Genomic DNA, 18,128 nt, shown 5'->3' on the forward strand with positions numbered 1-18,128 from the left:
GCAGCGCACCGATCGGCTTCACGGCGCGCGCGAGCTGGCTGACGTCGTTGCCGAGCGTCTCGCCGAAGCCGCCGGGCTCCATGAAATCGCGCTGCATGTCGATGATCACGAGCGCCGTGCTCGCCCAATCGAGCTTGATCGGCTCGGGCTCGGCACTGATGACGCCCAGTGTCGGCTTGGTTGAGTTCAACATGACGCAGGCCCCCGCGAGAACTCTCTTTGGTAGCAGTTCTGCAAACGCCGTGCCATTGTGTACAATTGCGACCGGACCCGCGATGCGCGTAAATCTGCTGCGCTGTCAGAATGTTATCTGACCACCGCGCGTCTGCTCATTCGCTGTGCGACGACTTTGCGACGTGCATTTGCTTAAAGGATGAGCGGCAGCGAAGCTCGCTTTTTTAGCGGGCAGTATCTCCGTACAGCCGCCGATACTCTTCCTCATACGGCGCGTAGGAATCCTTCATCGTGGCCATGTTCAGCAGCATGGTCGCCACCATCGTGCCGGCCTTGTCGAACACGCGCGTCTTGACCCAGGCGCTTTCGGTGCGGCGGCTGCCGGACAGCGCCACCACCTCGCGCTCGATCTCATACTCCTCGTCGACGAAGAGCGGCCCCTTCACCAGCCGGATCTCCTGATCGGCGAACAGCCCGACCGCCGGCCCCCTGGCCGGCAACGGATCGTCCTTGGAGCGGTACTGGAACAGCACGCTCAGCATCTCCATCGGGATGATGGCCCTGCGCCACGGATTGTCCGCGCCCGAATAGTAAGGCGAGTTCTCGGTGATGACGGCGAGCTTCTGCCGCAGCGAGAACGGATAGAGGTCGCCCATGCTCTGGTCGAACGCCATCCGCACCATCTGCCGCCTGCTGGTCTGCGCCACCTTCACGTCGCGCAGGATCACGGGATCGGCGAGCGGCTTGAGCTCGCCAAGACGCGCCTCGAGCGCCGTCGCTGCGTGCGGTTCGCCGACCGAGGCCGTGCCGCGCAGCACTTCCGTGCCGTCGCGCTTGACCATCTGGATCTGGCACTGGCTCGTGCCGGGCAGCGGCTTCGACAGGATCGCCCGCACCTCCTCGCCTTCGTAGCAGACACTGCGATAATGCGCGGAAAGACATCCGGTCTCGAACCAGGCCTGTCCCCACAGCCGCGCGCCGAGCGGCGCGAACTGGCTGAAATGCGTCGGCCCCTCGATGGTGCCGCCCTTGAAGCCGAGTTTCTGCGCGGTCGCATCGTCGTGGATGGAGGCGTGCGCGTCGTAGACCTGGGCCTGAAGCATCTGGCGCGGCTGACGCCATGGCCCGATCAGAGCGCCATCGGTCTCCGTGATCTCGGTATCGAACGCTTTTGCCGTCATGGTGTCCCTCCGCAAGCAAGCCATGACTAGCAGGAGCGCCACGGATGCGGCCAGCGATATTGACTTCGCTGGCCCATGCTCTTGACTGTCACAATTCGCGTCGCGCAGCCGCAATCCCTCCCGCAGCGCAAACCCCACGCCGAACGACAGACGAGGACTTCTGAAATGACGCTGATGCAGGTCGAGCTGGACGATAAATACCGGCTCGAATCGAAGCGGATCTTCCTGTCCGGCACGCAGGCCCTGGTTCGACTGCCCATGTTGCAGCGCGAACGCGACCGGCTTCACGGGCTCAACACCGGCGGCTTCATCTCGGGCTATCGCGGTTCCCCGCTCGGCATGTATGACCACGCGCTGTGGCGGGCGAAGTCGCACCTCGCGCAGCACGACATCGCCTTCGTGCCCGGCCTGAACGAGGACCTGGCGGCGACCGCGGTCTGGGGCAGCCAGCAGGTCGGCCTGTTTCCGGGCGCCAAGGTCGATGGCGTGTTCGGCATCTGGTACGGCAAGGGCCCCGGCGTCGATCGCTCGGTCGATGCGCTCAAGCATGCCAACGCAGCCGGCACCTCGCTCAATGGCGGCGTGCTGGCGCTGGCCGGCGACGACCATGGCTGCCAGTCCTCGACGCTGGCGCATCAGAGCGAGCAGGTGTTCGCAGCCGCGCTGATCCCCGTGATCAATCCCGCCACGCTCCAGGATTATCTCGACCTCGGCCTCTACGGTTTTGCGCTGTCGCGCTTCTCCGGCTGCTGGGTCGGCTTCAAGGCGATCAGCGAGACCGTGGAAAGCTCGGCCTCGATCTATAGCGATCCCGAGCGCATCCAGATCAAGCTGCCCGATGATTTCGAGATGCCGCCCGGCGGCCTCAACATCCGCTGGCCCGACCCGCCGCTTGACGCGGAGAAGCGGCTGTTCGGCCCGAAGATGGAAGCGGTGCAGGCCTTTGCCCGCGCCAACCAATTCGACCGCATCGTGCTCGATTCAAAGCCAGCGCGGCTCGGCATTGTCGCGACCGGCAAGGCCTATCTCGATCTGCGCCAGGCGCTCGCCGACTTGGGCATCACCGACAAGGATGCGCAGGATCTGGGCCTTCGCATCTACAAGGTCGCGCTGACGTGGCCGCTGGAGGAAAACGGCGCGCGGCGCTTCGCCGAGGGTCTTCAGGATGTCCTGGTCGTGGAGGAGAAGCGCGGCTTCGTCGAAGACCAGCTGATGCGCATCCTCTACAACATCGATGCATCGAAGCGGCCGACGGTCACCGGCAAGCGCGACGAGCGCGGCGCGCCGCTGCTGCCGAGCGAGGGCGAGCTGACGCCGACCATCGTTGCCTCCGCGCTGGTGGCGCGGCTGCGCAAGCTCGGTCATCACAGCCCTGTGCTGGAGCAGCGCCTCGCACGGCTCGAAGCGTTCGACAATCCCGTCACCACCAGCGCGCCGATCAAGCTCGCGCGCACGCCGTTCTTCTGCTCGGGCTGTCCGCACAACTCCTCGACGAAGGTGCCCGAAGGCAGCCGCGCCATGGCCGGCATCGGCTGCCACGGCATGGCCTTGAGCATGCCGACCCGCCGCACCGACCTGATCTCGCATATGGGCGCCGAGGGCGTGAACTGGATCGGGCAGTCGCCCTTCACCACCGAGCAGCACATCTTCCAGAATCTCGGCGACGGCACCTATACGCATTCGGGGCTTCTCGCCCTTCGTGCCGCTTCGGTCGCCGGAATCAGCATCACCTACAAGATCCTCTACAACGACGCGGTCGCGATGACCGGCGGCCAGCCCGCCGAGGGCGGCTTCAACGTCGCGCAGATCGCCCACCAGGTCTGGGCCGAGGGCATCAAGCGGCTCGCGATCGTCTCGGACGATCCCGGCAAGTACCCGGATGGCAACTACTTCCCGCAGGGCGCGACCATCCATCATCGCCGCGAGCTCGATGCCGTGCAGCGCGAGTTGCGCGACATCAAGGGCCTCACCGTCATCATCTACGACCAGACCTGCGCCGCGGAAAAGCGACGCCGCCGCAAGCGCGGGCTGTATCCCGATCCCGCAAAACGTGCCTTCATCAACGAGCTCGTCTGCGAAGGCTGCGGCGACTGCTCGCAGGCTTCCAACTGCGTTTCGGTGCAGCCGCTGGAGACCGAGTTCGGCCGCAAGCGCCAGATCGACCAGTCGAACTGCAACAAGGACTTTTCCTGCGTCGAGGGCTTCTGCCCGAGCTTCGTCACGGTGCACGGCGGCACGCTGAAGCGGATCAAGACCTCCGGGGTCGATTCCGGACAGTTGTTCGCGGACCTGCCGCTGCCGCCGGCGCGTGAGCTCGACGCCCCCTACAACATCCTCGTCACCGGCATCGGCGGCACCGGTGTCATCACCATCGGCGCACTGCTCGGCATGGCCGCCCATGTCGACGGCCGCGGCTGCTCGGCGCTGGACTTCACCGGCCTGTCGCAGAAGAACGGCGCCGTGATGAGCCATGTGCGTATCGCGCCCAGGCCGGAGGACATTTCCGCGGTTCGCATCACCACCGGCGGCGCGGACGTCATTCTCGGCTGCGACATGATCGTCTCGGCTGGTCCCTCTGCGCTCAGCCGCGCCGAACGCGGGGTGACGAAGGCGTATATCAATGCCGACCTCCAGCCGACCGCGAGCTTCGTGCAAAACCCCGATCTCGATTTCGAGATGGGCACGATGCAGACCGTGCTGCGCGACGCCATCGGCGACAAGAACCTCGACATCATCGACGCCACCGGCATTGCAGCGGCGCTGATGGGCGACTCGATCGCAACCAATCCCTTCATGCTCGGCTTCGCCTTCCAGAAGGGCGCGATCCCGCTGTCGCTGGAAGCGCTGCTCCGCGCCATCGAGATCAACGGCGCCGCGATCGAGATGAACAAGCTCGCCTTCACCTGGGGGCGGTTGGCCGCCCACGACATGTCGCGCGTGCGCAGCGTGCTCCAGTTCAAGAACAGGGCGTCCGCTCCGACCAAGTCGCTCGACGACATCATCGCCACCCGCGCGGAGTTTTTGACCGGCTATCAGGACAAGGCCTATGCGGAGCGCTACCTCGCGGCCGTCGCCAAGGTCCGCAAGGCGGAGACGGCAGCCTCGCCGGCGTCCACGGAGCTTACGGAAGCCGTGGCCAAGAACCTGTTCAAGCTGATGTCCTACAAGGACGAGTACGAGGTTGCGCGGCTCTATACCGACGGCAGCTTTGCGAAGAAGGTTTCGGAGAAGTTCGACGGCGATTTCTCCCTGAAATTCTATCTGGCGCCGCCGATCTTCGCGCAGCGCGACAAGGTGACGGGCCATCTTCAAAAGAAAGAATTCGGCTCCTGGATGATCCATGCCTTCCGGTTGCTGGCGAAGCTGAAGTTTTTGCGCGGCGGCGCGTTCGATCCGTTCGGCCGCACCGAGGAGCGCAGGACCGAGCGGAAGCTGGTCGAGGATTATCTTGCGATGATCGATCAGCGGATCGCCGGGCTGAACGCGGCGCAGATCCCGCTGCTGGCAAGGCTCGCGCGCGTGCCCGAGACGATCCGCGGTTTTGGTCACGTCAAGGAGGCCAATATCAAGCAGGCGACGGCCGAGACGGCGCGGCTGGAGGCGGAGCTCGAGAACAGCCGCTTTGCGGCGGCGGCGGAGTAAGGGCAAGCCGGCGCCACACACTCGCTGTCATCGCCCGCGAAGGCGGGCGATCCAGTACGCCGCGGCGGTTGTTGTCAGTCTCGCTGCCTCCGGAATACTGGATGCCCCGCCTTCGCGGGGCATGACGTCGGAGAGGATGGCTAGACCGTGGCCGACACACCAGCAGTCGGCGCGAGCGACGCCCCCTCCGCCAGATGCCTCCCCGCAATGTACCCGAACGTCAGCGCCGGCCCCAGCGTGATCCCCGGCCCGGGATAGTTGCCGTTCATGATCGAGCCCATGTCGTTGCCGCAGGCATAGAGGCCGGCGACCGGCGTGCCGTCGTCGCGCAGCACGCGCGCCTGGGCGTCGACCTTCAGGCCGATGGCCGTGCCGAGATCGGCCGGATAGATGCGCATCGCGAAGAAGGGGACACGGAGGATCGGCGCGACGCAGGGGTTTGGCTTGTGCGCGGCATCGCCGAGGTGGCGCTGATAGATGGTGCTGCCGCGGCCGAATTCGGGATCGCGCCCCTCCTTCGCGTCGGCGTTGTAGTTCGCAACGGTTGCGGCGAGCGCGGACGGCTTGATGCCGATCTTCGCGGCAAGCTGCGCGATGTCCGAGGCCTCGATGAGTTCGCCGCTCGCCACATAGCGACGAACGCTGCGCGTCAACGGCCTGATGCGGCCGAGGCCGTAGTTCCAGAGGAACTGACGGTCGCAGATCAGATAGAACGGACGATCCGGCTCGCCATGGCCGTCGCGCAGCATCGCGAGCACGAACTCGTGGTAGGACAGCGCCTCGTTGACGAAACGCCGGCCGGCCGCGTTGACGGCGATCACGCCGGGCTTGGCGCGGTCGGTCACTGTGTGCGGAAAGACGCCGCGGCTGCCGTCGGCGCGCCGGAACAGCGAGGYCGGCACCCAGTACGCCGGGCTTGTCGCCTCGGTATTGAGCGCAGCGCCGGTCGCAGCGGCGAGGCGAAGCCCGTCGCCTGTGCCGGATGTGGTGGTCGCCGAGACAAGCCCGGCCGCAGGCGGGAAGAAGCGCTTACGCAAAGCGGCATCGTGCGAGAAGCCGCCAGTGGCGAGCACCACGCCACGGCGCGCGGAGATCGGGCGATCGCGGGCGCCATGACGGATCACCACGCCATCGACGCGCTCGCCCTGCATCGACAGATCCTCGACGTCGGCGCTGAACAGGATTTCGACCTGCCGCGCCAGCAGCGAAGCGTAAAGCCGTGCGGCAAGCGCGTTGCCGAGATGCAGCGTCGTGCCGCGCGGGCTGTGCAGCCTTTGCAACGCGTATTCGGAAACCAGCCGCGCGGAGCGCAACGTCGAGCGCAGCGATCTCCCGATCCGGCGCAGGTGCGGGATGTCGAGACGATTGACCATCATGCCGCCGAACAGCGTGAACTCCGGCAGCGGGGGCCGCAGCCGCGCAAAACTCGCGCCCAGCCGCGTGCCGTCAAAGGCGACCGGCTCGAGCACGCGCCCGCCGGGCGTCGCGCCCAGCCGCTCCGGATAATAATCCGGATAGGCTTTCACGGCTTGGAGCCGTACTTCGGTGTTGGCTTCGAGATAGGCGATCGCCTCCGGGCCACGCGCGAGGAAGGCCGCGCGCAAGCCGGCATTGGCGGGTTCGGGCACCGTGCTCGACAGATACTGAACGGCGTCGGCGACGCTGTCGGACAGCCCCGCCTCCCTCATCTTCCGATTGGCGGGGATCCAGACCATGCCGCCAGACCATGCGGTGGTGCCGCCAACGAACGCAGTCTTTTCGATGACCAGCACGCGCAAGCCTTCGGCGGCAGCAACGGCCGCGGCCGCCATGCCGCCTGCACCAGCGCCGATGACAATGACGTCGTAGGTCTCTTGCACCGGCATCATAAGACGGGCTTTCCGGGACGAGGCATGACCCAGTCATACCCCGCCCGGAGGGACCAGCGCTAGCGCGCCGGCTTGCGCTCGATCGGGTCGATATCGATCGCCCGCAGGCGGCCGAGCCGCAGCACGTCCATCGCGAGGCGCCGGCCGATCCGGTCGCGGTCGAGCACGCGGATCAGATCGTCGACGCCGTTGATCTCGACGCCGTCGAGCCTGATCACGACATCGCCGGGCAACAGGCCCGCCTTCGCCGCCGGGCCGTCCGGCTCGATCTGCGCCAGCAGCGCGCCCATCTTGTTCTCGACGCCGGCCAAAACCGCGTGCCGCCGCGGGACCGGCGCGGTCTGACCGGCGACGCCGATATAGGCGCGGCGGACATAGCCGTGGCGGATAATCTCCGACAGCACGAACTGCGCGGTGTTGCTGGCAACCGCAAAACAGATGCCCTGCGCACCGCTGATGATCGCGGTGTTGATGCCGATCACCTCGGCAGTCGACGACACCAGCGGCCCGCCGGAATTGCCGGGGTTGAGCGCCGCATCGGTCTGGATCACGTCCTCGATGGTGCGTCCGCTGACCGAGCGGATCGAGCGCCCAAGCGCGGAGACCACGCCGGCGGTGACGGTCGATTCGAAGCCGAGCGGGTTGCCGATTGCGATCACGAGCTGTCCGCGCCGCAGGCTCTTGGAGTTGCCGAGCGCGGCATAGGGCAAGTCGCGGACGCCGTTGGCGCGGAGCAGCGCCAGGTCGGTGTCGGGATCGACACCGAGCACCCGGGCGTCGCCGACATGGCCCTCGACGTCGCGCAGCCGGATCTCCTTGGCGGCGCCGACCACATGGCTGTTGGTGAGGACGAGGCCGTCCGGCGAGATCACGATGCCCGAGCCGAGCCCGCCGCGCTCGCGGCCGTTCGGCACTTTCGGCCCGGTCTCGACGCGCACGACGGCCGGGCCGACGCGGTCGGTCACGTCGATCACGGCATTGGAATAGGCGTCCAGCAGGGCCCGGTCATTGTCCGGGGCAGCCGCCGCCGTTCGCGATGACGGTGCGTCATCGGCGATTTCTGAGGTCAAATCCAACATGGCAAAAGTCCTTGAGGCTCACACAGATGGTGGCCTCGTCCCTCTCGCGCAAGTGGCCCGCCTGGGGTGCAAAGCTGGGCTGCCGGGTGTTGACTGCCCAAGTGGCTAGGGCGCGCGCCGCAGCGTGCCCGCCCTCGCCTTCACTGGATCGAGCAGCGACCAGTCGCCGTCCGGGAGGACATAGCCCTTGGGGAACGGCGCGCGCAGCTCCAGCCCGAGCGAGCGCAGCACGCGGTCGTCGCGGTAGTAGCATTGCAGCACGACGCGGACGAGAGTTGCGGCAGCCCCGCCGCCGTGCTTGCGAAACTCCTGCGCCACCGCATCGCGCCTGACGGCATCGAGCCCGGCAAGCGGTTGGCCCGCCAGCCGGGCCAGATGATCCAGCGCCTGCCGCACCGGCGCGGTGTCACGGCCGAGCGTCGCGAGGATATCCGCCTGGATCGCGGGATCGTCGGCGCCGGGCACCTTGTACTCGTCGCTGGCAGGAACGATCATCGCAGCGACGGCGCGGAGGTCGTCGCGCTGGCGGGGCGTGAGGGAGAGTTGATCAGTCATCGTATCCTCTTCCAAAACTAGTGCCGCGACAAAAGTGCGCTCCCTCCCCCGCCTGCGGGGGAGGGTTGGGGAGAGGGTACCTCAGCAGAGGGGCTCCCCCAGAGGAGAGAACCCTCACCCGGCGCGTTGCGCCGACCTCTCCCGCAAGCGGGAGAGGTGCACCGAGATCGGCGCTCGCTTGGATCCGCATCATGTTCAATCAAACAAGTTTGCGAGGCGCTGCTTCATCTGGTCGGCGATGTACAGCGCGAGGGCCTGGATGGTGGACGTCGGGTTCACCCCGCCCGAGGTGACGAAGATGCTGCCGTCGACGATGAAGAGGTTCTTCACGTCGTGCGAGCGGCCCCATTCGTTGACGACCGAGCGTTCCGGATCGGTGCCCATTCGCGCCGTGCCGAGCAGATGCCAGCCGCCCCACGGGATCGGCGAGTTGACGCAGATGTCGGTCGCCCCCGCTGTTTCCAGAACCTCGCGGCCGCGCGCCAGCGCGTACTCCATCATCTTCCGGCTGTTCTCGCTGATGGTGTAGTCGATCTTCGGCGCGGGAATGCCGTGGCTGTCCTTCAGGACAGGATCGAGCGTGACGCAATTGTGCTCTTCCGGCAGGTCCTCGCAGATCGCCGAGAAACCCAGCCGATGGCCGTTGAGCTTGCGGAAGACGCGGTGATGATCGGCGCCCCAGGGCAGAATGCCCTTCTGCTCACTGACGACGGCCTCGAACACGGGACCGGCGCCGCGCACGAACTGGACGCCGTAGCCGCGCACGAAGCCGCGCGACAGGTCCGTGTCATACCACTCCTTGCTCCACAGGCAGGTCGGCGGCGCGCGGTTGCTGTCGGTCGGCTCCTTCACATAGCCGTAGATCTGCGCATAGGGATGGAACATCAAATTCCTGCCGACGAGGCCGGATGAATTGGCAAGGCCGTTCGGGAAACGGCCGGACGCGGAGTTCAAAAGCAGCCGCGGCGTACCGACACCGTTGCAGGCGATGATGACGACATGCGCCGGCTGAAACTGCTCGACGCCGTCCTTGTCGTAATAGACCACGCCCGAGGCCATGCCGTTCTCGTCGGTGGTGATCTCGCGCACCCGGCAATGGGTGCGCAGCTCGACGCCGGCGCGGATCGCCTGCGGCCAATAGGTGATGTCGGTCGAGGATTTGGCGCCTTGCGCGCAGGCCGGCGTGCAATGGCCGAGATTGATGCAGCGCGCCCGGCCCTCATAGTCCGTGGTCGCAACCGTCGTGTCCGACGGCCACCAGTGCCAGCCGAGCCTGTTCATCGCCTTGCCGATGATGGCGCCGGACAAGCCGAGCGGCTGTTGCGGCATCGGCGGATGCGTCAGCGGCGACAGCGGATCGCCCGACAGCCCGGACGTCCCCATGATACGGTCGTTCTCTTCGAAGAACGGGGTCAGCGCATCGTAGTCGATCGGCCAGTCGTCGGCGACGCCGTCGAGCGTCCTGACCTTGAAATCGGAGGGATGCAGCCGCGGCCAGTGCGCGGTGTACATCACCGTCGAACCGCCCACCGCATTGTAGTTGACGACCTTGATCGGCGAATTGTCGTCGTTGATCGGATAGTCCTCGGGCCGGCCGCGGATGTTCGGGCTCGACGACCACTCGCCGTAGAACTTGGCTTCCCAGTCCCGGCCCGTGCTCGGATATTCCGCCGGGTTCATCCAGCCGCCCTGCTCCAGGCAGAGAATGTGCATCTTGGTCTCGGCCAGCGACCACGCGACCGCCGCGCCCGAAGCGCCGGCGCCGATGATCAGGACGTCCACAGGATCGTTCATCGAAACATTGTCCTCCCGCCCTCGCCACGTCCCGGGCGATTCGGCCGTCACGGTTCGCAGGCCCGGCAAACGATAGGATCAGAGCGACGGCTGAGTAAAGCCGCGAGGCCGGAATGTCGCACTTCGCAGGGCGCAGACCATTGGTATCGCCACATCCGGATGCTAGGAACGAGCTGCAGAGCAATCGATAGCGAGACCTTATGTCCTTCGAGAATTCATTTGCCGCCGCCCGCGCATTCGCGCTCGTTTTGTTTCTCGCACTGTCCGGATTTCTGGCGACCTCCGGCCCCGCCTCCGCGCTGACGGCTGCCGCGACCGTCCGGGATGCCAATTCCATCCAGCTTGGCGATGTCACCTACCGGCTCGACGGTGTCGATGCGCCGGAGCTGGACCAGGTCTGCATCGACGACCACGCCGATCCCTGGACCTGCGGCATCGAGGCCCGCGACCAGCTGGCCAAGCTGATCGGCAAGCGCCCGGTGCGCTGCGACGATGTCGGCCCCGAGAAGAGCTTTGGCAAGCGCCACCGGGCGATCTGCACGGCCGAGGGCGACAAGGTCTCGTTGAACGAGCAGCTGATCAAGCTCGGCTTTGCCATCGCGCGCGAGCCGATCAAGGCCAACGTCAAGCCGGTCGCGGCCGAAGCCAAGACCGCCACGAGTGGCATCTGGAAGGGCTGCTTTGTTGCACCGCAAGAATTCCGCACCGGCAAGCGAGACGGCACGCTCCTGGGCGCCGCCTGCCGCGCCGACCGCGACAAGGAGATTCGCGCGGTGCTGTTTCCGGAGGAACTGACGATGCCGCCGAGCTGCAGCATCAAGGGCAAGCTGGCGGTGCGCGCGCGTGTCACCGGCAATATCGGCATCTATCATCTGCGCGGCTGCCCGAGCTATCCGGCGACGACGAAGCCGGACCGCTGGTTCTGCTCGGAGGATGACGCCCAGGCCGCCGGCTTCCGCAAGGCCTATAATTGCCGCCGGCCGAAATGAGGAGCGCGTCCAGCGCTCATATGTCCCGGACCGAGACAGTATTGATCCGGAATTGATCTCGATCGGGAGTTGCTGCATTTGTGAACGTGCGCACGCGCTTTGCGCGAGCGCATCCTTGGCAGCAATTCGGCTCCGGCCCGATTGTCCTTGCTCGGGCGTTTCCTCCCTAGACTTGGGCCGCTTGTCCACGACAAGCGGCTCTTCTTTTTGGCGCGGCTCTGGAGGCCGACCTTACGGGAGACCGTCATGCCCGGGCTAGTCCCGGGCATCCACGTGCTTCGTGCCGCGGAGCAAGACGTGGATGGCCGGGACATAGGCGAGCGGAAGCGACGCCGTCCTTCGGACGGCTAAGCCCGGCCATGACGATGTGGCGACGTCAGCGCATCAAGGCTCACATCATGCCCTGCTGCCATCGGCGCGCGCTATCTCCGCATCTGCATGATGTGGTCCATCGGCGGCATGTTCGCGTTCAGATGCGCCATGATCCAGACGGTTCCACCGACCACCAGGAACACGACCAGCAGCCCGAAGGCGAGCGCCAGCACGTTGTTGGTGTTGTCGGGGCCGGTCGTGATGTGCAGGAAGAACACCAGATGCACGCCCATCTGCGCGATCGCGAGCACGATCAGCGCGACGGGAATGGACGGCTGCCAGACCAGGTCGGTGCCGGCGATGAAGAACGACGTCGCCGTCAGCAGCAGCGCGAGTGCAAGGCCGACGACGTAACCGAGGATGCGCGCGCCGACACTGTGCTGCTCTTCCTCGCCGGGGGCGAGGTCGTGTCCGGCCGGCATGTGCGTCTGATCGCTCATACGGCACTCCCAAGCAGGTAGACGACGGAGAAGACCGCGACCCAGATGATGTCGAGCGCGTGCCAGAACAGCGCAAAGCACATCATCCGGCGCAGGATGTCGGCGCGAAAGCCTTTTGCGAAGACCTGCGCCACCATGGTGAGAAGCCAGAGCACGCCGGCCGAGACATGCAGGCCGTGGCACCCGACCAGCGAGAAGAACGAAGTCAGGAACGCGCTGCGCGAGGGGCCATAGCCGCGCGAGACGAGATCGGCGAATTCGCGAAACTCCATCACCAGGAATATCAGCCCCAGCACGCAGGTCACGGCCATACCGAGGTAGAACCAGAACCGGTTACGCACGTCGGCCGCAATGCTGGCCATGCCGCAGGTGAAGCTCGACAGCAGCAGGCAGACGGTCTCGATCGCAACGTTCCGGTGCTCGAAAATTTCCGAGCCCTTGGGGCCGCCGGCGGTCTGGCCGACCAGCACCGCGTAGGCCGCGAAGAAACAGGAGAACATCACGATGTCGGAGAGCAGGAAGACCCAGAAGCCGTAGGCGGTCACGATGCGCTTCGACGCGGGTCCAGGATGCTCGACGACGACCCCGATGTGATGGGGATCGGCGTGGGCGCGGCCGACGGTCGCGGTCATCGACATCAGACCGCCCCCGCCATGCTGACGAGGCTGCGCCGTTCCTCGAGATTGATGCGGTCGATGCGGGCGACCTCGTCGGCCGGAATGACGTATTCGTCATGGTCGCGCCAGGCGAACACGACGAAGGTCGCGAACGCGCCGATGCCGCCCAAAATCACCATCCACCAGATGTGCCAGATCAGCGCAAAGCCCATGATGGTGGCGAAGAACGCGCAGACGAAACCGGTCGGCGAGTTCCTGGGCATCTCGATGTCCTGATATTCGGGTGCGTGCTCGAGCGATTGCTGCTGGGCATGGGCCTTCATGTCCCAATAGGCGTCCTCGCCGCGCACATCGGGATTGAAGGCGAAATTGAATACCGGCGGCGGCGACGAGGTCGCCCATTCCAGCGAACGTCCGTCCCAGGGATCGCCGGTGCGGTCGCGCAACGCCTCGCGGTTGCGGATACTGACCACGAGCTGCATGATCTGGCAGATCACGCCGATCGTCAGCACGGCCATGCCGGCGGCCGCCACCAACATCCAGGGCCGCCACGCCGCGACGTCGTAGTGCTGCAGGCGCCGCGTCATGCCGAGCATGCCGGCGATATAGAGCGGGAGGAAAGTGACGTAAAAGCCAAGGAAAGTGAACCAGAACGCCAGCTTTCCCCATCGCTCATCCAGCCGGAAACCAAAGGCCTTCGGAAACCAGTATTCGAAGCCGGCGAAGGCGCCGAACAGCACGCCGCCGATGATGACGTTATGAAAGTGAGCCACCAGGAACATGCTGTTGTGGAGCAAGAAGTCCGCCGGCGGCACCGCAACCAGCACGCCGGTCAATCCGCCGATGATGAAGGTGACCATGAAGCCGACCGCCCACAGCATCGGCGTCGCGAAGCGGATGCGGCCGCCATACATCGTGAACAGCCAGTTGTAGATCTTCACTCCCGTCGGCACCGCGATGATCATGCTGGCGATGCCGAAAATGGCGTTGACATCGGGGCCCGCGCCCATCGTGAAGAAATGGTGCAGCCAGACCATGAAGGAGATGACGCAGATCGCCATGGTGGCGAGCACCATCGAGCGATAGCCGAACAGCGCCTTGCCGGAGAAAGTCGAGACCACCTCGGAGAAGATGCCGAAGGCCGGCAGCACGAGAATATAGACCTCCGGATGGCCCCAGGCCCAGATCAGGTTCATGAACATCATGACGTTGCCGCCGGCTTCGTTGGTGAAGAAGTGGAAGCCGAGATAGCGGTCGAGCAGCAGCATCGCGAGCGTGGCGGTGAGGATCGGAAACGCCGCGACGATCAGGAGATTGGAGGCCAGCGTGGTCCAGCAGAACATCGGCATGCGCAGATAGTTCATGCCCCTGGTGCGCAGCTTCAGCACGGTCGTCACGAGATTGATGCCGGCGACCAGCGTGCCGACGCCGGAGATCTGCAGCGACCAGGCGTAATAGTCGACGCCGACGCCCGGCGAGTAGGACAGTCCCGACAGCGGTGGAAAGGCGAGCCAGCCGGTGCGCGCGAATTCGCCGATCACGAGCGAGAGATTGACCAGCAGCGCGCCGGTCGCGGTGAGCCAGAAGCCGACCGAATTGAGCGTCGGAAAAGCGACGTCGCGCACGCCGAGCTGGAGCGGCACGATCAGGTTCATCAGCCCGATCACGAACGGCATCGCCACGAAGAAGATCATGATGGTGCCGTGGGCCGAAAAGATCTGGTTGTAGTGCTCCGGCGGCAGATAGCCCTGCGACTGGAAGGCGACCGCCTGCTGGATCCGCATCATGATCGCGTCGCTGCCGCCGCGCAGCAGCATCACCGAGGCCAGCAGGATATACATCACGCCGATGCGCTTGTGATCGACGCTGGTGATCCATTCGTGCCAGAGATAGGGCAGATGCCCTTTCACCACGACCCAGATCAGCACGCCAAGAATCGCGACCAGCACCACGGCGCCCGCGATGAGGGGTATCGGCTGGTCGAACGGAATCGCCGACCAATCGAGCTTACCGAGCATCATGGCCTCCACTGTGCGGCCGGCCGGCATCGGAGAGCAGCTCCGGTCCGGGCCCTGGCGGAATGTGCTGGGTCGCGATCAGGTCGAACAGCCGGGGATCGTCGAGGCGGTAGGTCGGCCTGCCCCTCTCGATGCCCTGCTGCATCAGCTTCGTGTAGCTCTCCTCGTTCAGCACCGCATCGGACTTCGCGGTGGTCGCCACCCAGTCCGGAAAGGCGAGCGGCGAGATCACGTTGACGTCGAACATCATGTCGGGGAAGCCGTCACCGGAGAAATGCGCCGACAGGCCCTGAAGCTTGCCTTCATTGTCGGCGCGCAGGTTCAGCCGCGTCACCATGCCGTTCATGGTGTAGATCATGCTGCCGAGCTGCGGGATGAAGAACACGTTCATCACGCTCGACGACGTCAGCTGGAAGTTCAGCTCGGCGCCGGCGGGCACCGTCAGCGTGTTGACGGTGGCGATGCGCTGGTCCGGATAGATGAAGAGCCATTTCCAGTCGAGCGAGACGGCCTGGATGCGGACCGGGCTGCCGGTGCCCGGCACGGGCGCCGCGGGATCGAGCTGGTGCGAGCCGATCCAGGCGACGCCGCCGAGCAGGATGACRGTGAGCGCGGGGATCGCCCACACCACCATCTCGACCCGCCCGGAATAGACGAAGTCGGGCTGAAAATGCGCCTTCGGATTGGAAGCGCGAAACCAGAACGCGAACGCCAGGATCGCGATGATCGTCGGCACCACGATCACAAGCATGATGAAGACGGAATCGACCAGGATGGTGCTGTTGGCAGCAGCAACAGGCCCTTGTGGATCGAGCAGATTCATCGGCAAGCCACTGGCGGTCGGGAAGCCCCCGGGGAGAGCCTAGCGCGGAAAAGGCCCCGCAACAAACCCAGTCGCCCGAAAACGGTTCCTGAACCACAAGGGCCAGCCATGCGCAATGCGCCGCGGCAGCATGCAATTCCATGTGATGTCAATGACATGAACGCAGCAGGCGTGCCCTTCTCTCCCGTCGGGGCGATTGCTAATCTGCACGAAAATAATTGGGATGAAACCGCCACCGGAGTGAGCTGACATGCGCTTGAAGGACAAGGTTGCGATCGTCGTCGGCGCCGGCCAGAGCCCCGGCGAAGGCATGGGCAATGGCCGCGCCACCGCGCTGACCTTCGCGCGCGAGGGCGCCAAGGTGCTGTGCGTCGATCATCACCTGGACTCGGCGCGGGAAACCGTCGCGATGATCGCGGACAAGCAAGGGACCGCCGCCGCCTTCAAGGCCGACGTGACCAGCTCCGCCGACATCAAGGCCATGGTGGCCGACGCGCTGTCACGCTGGGGCCGGATCGACGTGTTGCACAACAATGTCGGCGTCAGCCTGTCCGGCGGCGACGCCGAGCTGCTTCAATTGACCGAGGAGGCATTCGACCGCGTCGTCGCCATCAATTTGAAGAGCTGCATTCTCGCCGCCAAGGAAGTGATCCCGATCATGCGCGCACAGAACAGCGGCGCGATCATCAACATCTCCTCGATGGCCGCGATCACGACCTATCCCTACGTCGCCTACAAGGCGACCAAATCGGCGATGATCGCCTTCACTGAACAGCTCGCCTACCAGAACGCGGAGTACGGCATCCGCGCCAACGTCATTTTGCCGGGCCTGATGAACACGCCGATGGCGGTCGATACCCGCGCCCGCGAATGGCACAAGACCCGCGCCGAAGTCGAAGCCGAACGCGACAGCAAGGTGCCGCTGCGCAGGAAGATGGGCACGGGGTGGGACGTGGCGAACGCCGCGTTGTTTTTGGCATCGGATGAAGCGAACTTCATCACAGGCGTGACGCTGCCGGTGGACGGCGGGGCCAGTGTGAGGAGGGGTTAGGTCCTCTCCCTCTCCCCGTTCTTACGGGGAGAGGCGTAGGCGGCCTCCGGCCGCCGTTCTTGGGAAAGAACGCCGATGCAGAGCATCGGCTATGGTGAGGGGCTGCTTCGCGACCTCGCTGAGGGTTGGACCCGCGCCCTCACCCGGAATTTGCTCTCGCAAATTCCGGCCTCTCCCCGCACGCGGGGAGAGGCGAAGAAGGTTCGCTCAGCGCGAATGCGTCACCCGCCAGATCGTGCCGCCGGCGTCTTCCGAAATCAGCAGCGCGCCATCCTTGGCCACCGCAACTCCGACCGGCCTTCCCCAGACCTCCGTATCATTCACGACAAAGCCCGTAACAAAATCCTCGTACTCCCCCGTCGGCTTGCCGTCGTTGATCCGGATGCGGATCACCTTGTAGCCGGTGCGCTTCGAGCGGTTCCAGGAGCCGTGCTCGGCAGCAAAGGCATCGCCCTGATACTCGGCTGGAAACTGCGTGCCCTGGTAGAACGTCATGCCGAGCGAAGCCGAGTGCGGCTGTACCAGCACGTCGGGGATCGTCACCTTGTCCTTGAGGTCCGGCCGCGCGCCGGCATGGCGCGGGTCTTCGTTGTTGCCGATGTAGAACCACGGCCAGCCGTAGAAGGCGCCTTCCTTTACGCTGGTCACGTAATCGGGCACGAGATCGTCACCGAGGCCGTCGCGTTCGTTGGTCGAGCACCATGGCAGGCCGGTCTGCGGCTGGATCGCGAGGCCGACACAATTGCGAATGCCGGTGGCGTAGATCTTCCGCTCCTTGCCATCCGGATTGAAGGCAAGAACTGTCGCACGTTCGGTCTCGCTCGCCCAGGCGGCCCCCAGCGGCTGTGTTCGCGACCAGGCCGCCATCCCGCCGGGCGGATTTCCCATGCCTTCGGCGACGTTGCTGAGTGAGCCGACCGAGACCAGCATGCGCTTGTTGTCCAGCGTGAAGACAATGTCGCGGGTGGAATGGCCGCCATCGTGCGGCAGGCTCGGCACGATGGTCTCGGCCTTGCCACGCGCCTTCAGATCACCGGCCCGATAGGGAAAGCGAACGACGCTGTCGGTGTTGGCGACATAGACCCATTGCGGATCGTCGCCGTTCGGAAAGAAAGCTATGCCGAATGGCTGCTTCAAGCCGCTGGCAAAAACCTCGTTCGTCGCGACCTTGCCGCCCTCCCCGGCGCGAAGCACACGAATATTGCCTGCCCGCGTCTCCGCCACAAGAACATCGCCATTCGGCGCCACGCGCACGATGCGCGGAGCGCGCAGGCCTTCGGCGAACAGCTCGATCTTGAAGCCCGCCGGCACCAGGGGCGATGCGTCCGGCGGACGCGGCACCACGCGCGCGAAGCTCGCAACCGACGCCGTCGCATTGGCCTTGGGGAGATCCTGCGGCCGGATCAGCCTGACCGTGCCGGGCTTGTCGGATTGCCAATTGCCGTAGGCGTCCCTGCCTTGCAGGACAGGCTCGGCCTGCGCGCCGGCGCAGGCTACCAAAGGCCATGCGGCCACCAGCATATGC

At 65.4% G+C, this 18,128-nt stretch carries 13 protein-coding genes and 1 pseudogene; 3 read left to right on the forward strand and 11 right to left on the reverse strand.

Going from position 1 to position 18,128, the window contains the following annotated elements:
* Together ACXJMY_RS12615 and ACXJMY_RS12620 are read right to left on the reverse strand one after the other, a co-directional pair.
* Positions 1 to 193: pseudogene (locus tag ACXJMY_RS12615) on the reverse strand (cysteine hydrolase); the annotation flags it as partial.
* A gap of 205 nt (positions 194 to 398) precedes the next feature.
* Positions 399 to 1,355 (reverse strand): hypothetical protein, encoded by a 957-nt coding sequence (locus ACXJMY_RS12620; protein WP_456619662.1) that lies wholly within the window; start codon positions 1,353 to 1,355, stop codon positions 399 to 401.
* 165 nt (positions 1,356 to 1,520) lie between these two features.
* On the opposite strand from ACXJMY_RS12620, the gene ACXJMY_RS12625 reads away from it, so the two are divergent.
* Positions 1,521 to 4,997: an indolepyruvate ferredoxin oxidoreductase family protein gene (locus tag ACXJMY_RS12625; RefSeq protein ID WP_456619663.1), complete on the forward strand. Its 3,477-nt coding sequence runs from the start codon at positions 1,521 to 1,523 to the stop codon at positions 4,995 to 4,997.
* Positions 4,998 to 5,137: 140 nt separating this feature from the next.
* Here the strand turns inward: ACXJMY_RS12625 and ACXJMY_RS12630 are convergent, their stop codons facing one another.
* The 4 genes from ACXJMY_RS12630 to ACXJMY_RS12645 all read right to left on the reverse strand — a co-directional run bounded on the left by ACXJMY_RS12630 (position 5,138) and on the right by ACXJMY_RS12645 (position 10,293).
* On the reverse strand, positions 5,138 to 6,865 hold the full coding sequence (locus ACXJMY_RS12630) for an FAD-dependent oxidoreductase (RefSeq protein ID WP_456619664.1): 1,728 nt from the start codon (positions 6,863 to 6,865) through the stop codon (positions 5,138 to 5,140).
* Between the two features lie 59 nt (positions 6,866 to 6,924).
* Positions 6,925 to 7,944 (reverse strand): S1C family serine protease, encoded by a 1,020-nt coding sequence (locus tag ACXJMY_RS12635; RefSeq protein WP_456619665.1) that lies wholly within the window; start codon positions 7,942 to 7,944, stop codon positions 6,925 to 6,927.
* A 105-nt stretch (positions 7,945 to 8,049) separates the two neighbouring features.
* On the reverse strand, positions 8,050 to 8,499 hold the full coding sequence (locus ACXJMY_RS12640; protein ID WP_456619666.1) for a hypothetical protein: 450 nt from the start codon (positions 8,497 to 8,499) through the stop codon (positions 8,050 to 8,052).
* Positions 8,500 to 8,694: 195 nt separating this feature from the next.
* The gene (locus tag ACXJMY_RS12645) at positions 8,695 to 10,293 is read right to left on the reverse strand and encodes a GMC family oxidoreductase (protein WP_456619667.1); all 1,599 of its coding nucleotides are present in this window, start codon (positions 10,291 to 10,293) and stop codon (positions 8,695 to 8,697) included.
* 200 nt (positions 10,294 to 10,493) lie between these two features.
* Between ACXJMY_RS12645 and ACXJMY_RS12650 the strand changes: the two genes are divergently transcribed.
* A complete protein-coding gene (locus ACXJMY_RS12650) occupies positions 10,494 to 11,282 on the forward strand; it encodes a thermonuclease family protein (RefSeq protein WP_456619668.1) in 789 nt (262 codons plus the stop codon).
* 422 nt (positions 11,283 to 11,704) lie between these two features.
* Here ACXJMY_RS12650 and cyoD read toward each other — a convergent pair whose 3' ends face one another.
* Genes cyoD through ACXJMY_RS12670 form a run of 4 tightly spaced genes read right to left on the reverse strand, consistent with a single transcriptional unit; the run spans position 11,705 to position 15,552 of the window.
* Positions 11,705 to 12,094 carry a cytochrome o ubiquinol oxidase subunit IV gene (gene cyoD / locus ACXJMY_RS12655; protein ID WP_456619669.1) on the reverse strand — a complete coding sequence of 130 codons (390 nt, stop codon included), beginning with the start codon at positions 12,092 to 12,094 and terminating at the stop codon, positions 11,705 to 11,707.
* On the reverse strand, positions 12,091 to 12,732 hold the full coding sequence (locus tag ACXJMY_RS12660) for a cytochrome (ubi)quinol oxidase subunit III (RefSeq protein ID WP_456619670.1): 642 nt from the start codon (positions 12,730 to 12,732) through the stop codon (positions 12,091 to 12,093). Before ACXJMY_RS12660 ends, cyoD begins: the two co-directional genes overlap by 4 nt.
* Positions 12,732 to 14,729: a cytochrome o ubiquinol oxidase subunit I gene (gene cyoB / locus ACXJMY_RS12665; RefSeq protein ID WP_456619671.1), complete on the reverse strand. Its 1,998-nt coding sequence runs from the start codon at positions 14,727 to 14,729 to the stop codon at positions 12,732 to 12,734. The genes ACXJMY_RS12660 and cyoB overlap by 1 nt, the downstream gene beginning before the upstream one ends.
* On the reverse strand, positions 14,719 to 15,552 hold the full coding sequence (locus ACXJMY_RS12670; protein WP_456619672.1) for a cytochrome ubiquinol oxidase subunit II: 834 nt from the start codon (positions 15,550 to 15,552) through the stop codon (positions 14,719 to 14,721). The genes cyoB and ACXJMY_RS12670 overlap by 11 nt, the downstream gene beginning before the upstream one ends.
* Positions 15,553 to 15,802: 250 nt before the next feature.
* On the opposite strand from ACXJMY_RS12670, the gene ACXJMY_RS12675 reads away from it, so the two are divergent.
* Positions 15,803 to 16,603 (forward strand): SDR family NAD(P)-dependent oxidoreductase, encoded by an 801-nt coding sequence (locus ACXJMY_RS12675; protein ID WP_456619673.1) that lies wholly within the window; start codon positions 15,803 to 15,805, stop codon positions 16,601 to 16,603.
* A gap of 207 nt (positions 16,604 to 16,810) precedes the next feature.
* On the opposite strand, the gene ACXJMY_RS12680 is transcribed toward ACXJMY_RS12675, so the two are convergent.
* Positions 16,811 to 18,124, reverse strand: coding sequence for a PQQ-dependent sugar dehydrogenase (locus ACXJMY_RS12680; RefSeq protein WP_456619810.1), 1,314 nt, complete (start codon positions 18,122 to 18,124; stop codon positions 16,811 to 16,813).
* Positions 18,125 to 18,128 lie beyond the last annotated feature (4 nt).

The organism is Bradyrhizobium sp. P5_C12, from assembly GCF_054049735.1.

What these genes read in the sequence shown, in the direction of transcription:
- ACXJMY_RS12620 (WP_456619662.1), bottom strand. Translation starts at nt 1,355, where the DNA reads ATGACGGCAAAAGCGTTCGATACCGAGATCACGGAGACCGATGGCGCT.
- cyoB (WP_456619671.1), bottom strand. Translation starts at nt 14,729, where the DNA reads ATGCTCGGTAAGCTCGATTGGTCGGCGATTCCGTTCGACCAGCCGATA.
- ACXJMY_RS12640 (WP_456619666.1), bottom strand. Translation starts at nt 8,499, where the DNA reads ATGACTGATCAACTCTCCCTCACGCCCCGCCAGCGCGACGACCTCCGC.
- ACXJMY_RS12645 (WP_456619667.1), bottom strand. Translation starts at nt 10,293, where the DNA reads ATGAACGATCCTGTGGACGTCCTGATCATCGGCGCCGGCGCTTCGGGC.
- ACXJMY_RS12675 (WP_456619673.1), top strand. Translation starts at nt 15,803, where the DNA reads ATGCGCTTGAAGGACAAGGTTGCGATCGTCGTCGGCGCCGGCCAGAGC.
- cyoD (WP_456619669.1), bottom strand. Translation starts at nt 12,094, where the DNA reads ATGAGCGATCAGACGCACATGCCGGCCGGACACGACCTCGCCCCCGGC.
- ACXJMY_RS12625 (WP_456619663.1), top strand. Translation starts at nt 1,521, where the DNA reads ATGACGCTGATGCAGGTCGAGCTGGACGATAAATACCGGCTCGAATCG.
- ACXJMY_RS12635 (WP_456619665.1), bottom strand. Translation starts at nt 7,944, where the DNA reads ATGTTGGATTTGACCTCAGAAATCGCCGATGACGCACCGTCATCGCGA.
- ACXJMY_RS12680 (WP_456619810.1), bottom strand. Translation starts at nt 18,124, where the DNA reads ATGCTGGTGGCCGCATGGCCTTTGGTAGCCTGCGCCGGCGCGCAGGCC.
- ACXJMY_RS12660 (WP_456619670.1), bottom strand. Translation starts at nt 12,732, where the DNA reads ATGTCGATGACCGCGACCGTCGGCCGCGCCCACGCCGATCCCCATCAC.
- ACXJMY_RS12650 (WP_456619668.1), top strand. Translation starts at nt 10,494, where the DNA reads ATGTCCTTCGAGAATTCATTTGCCGCCGCCCGCGCATTCGCGCTCGTT.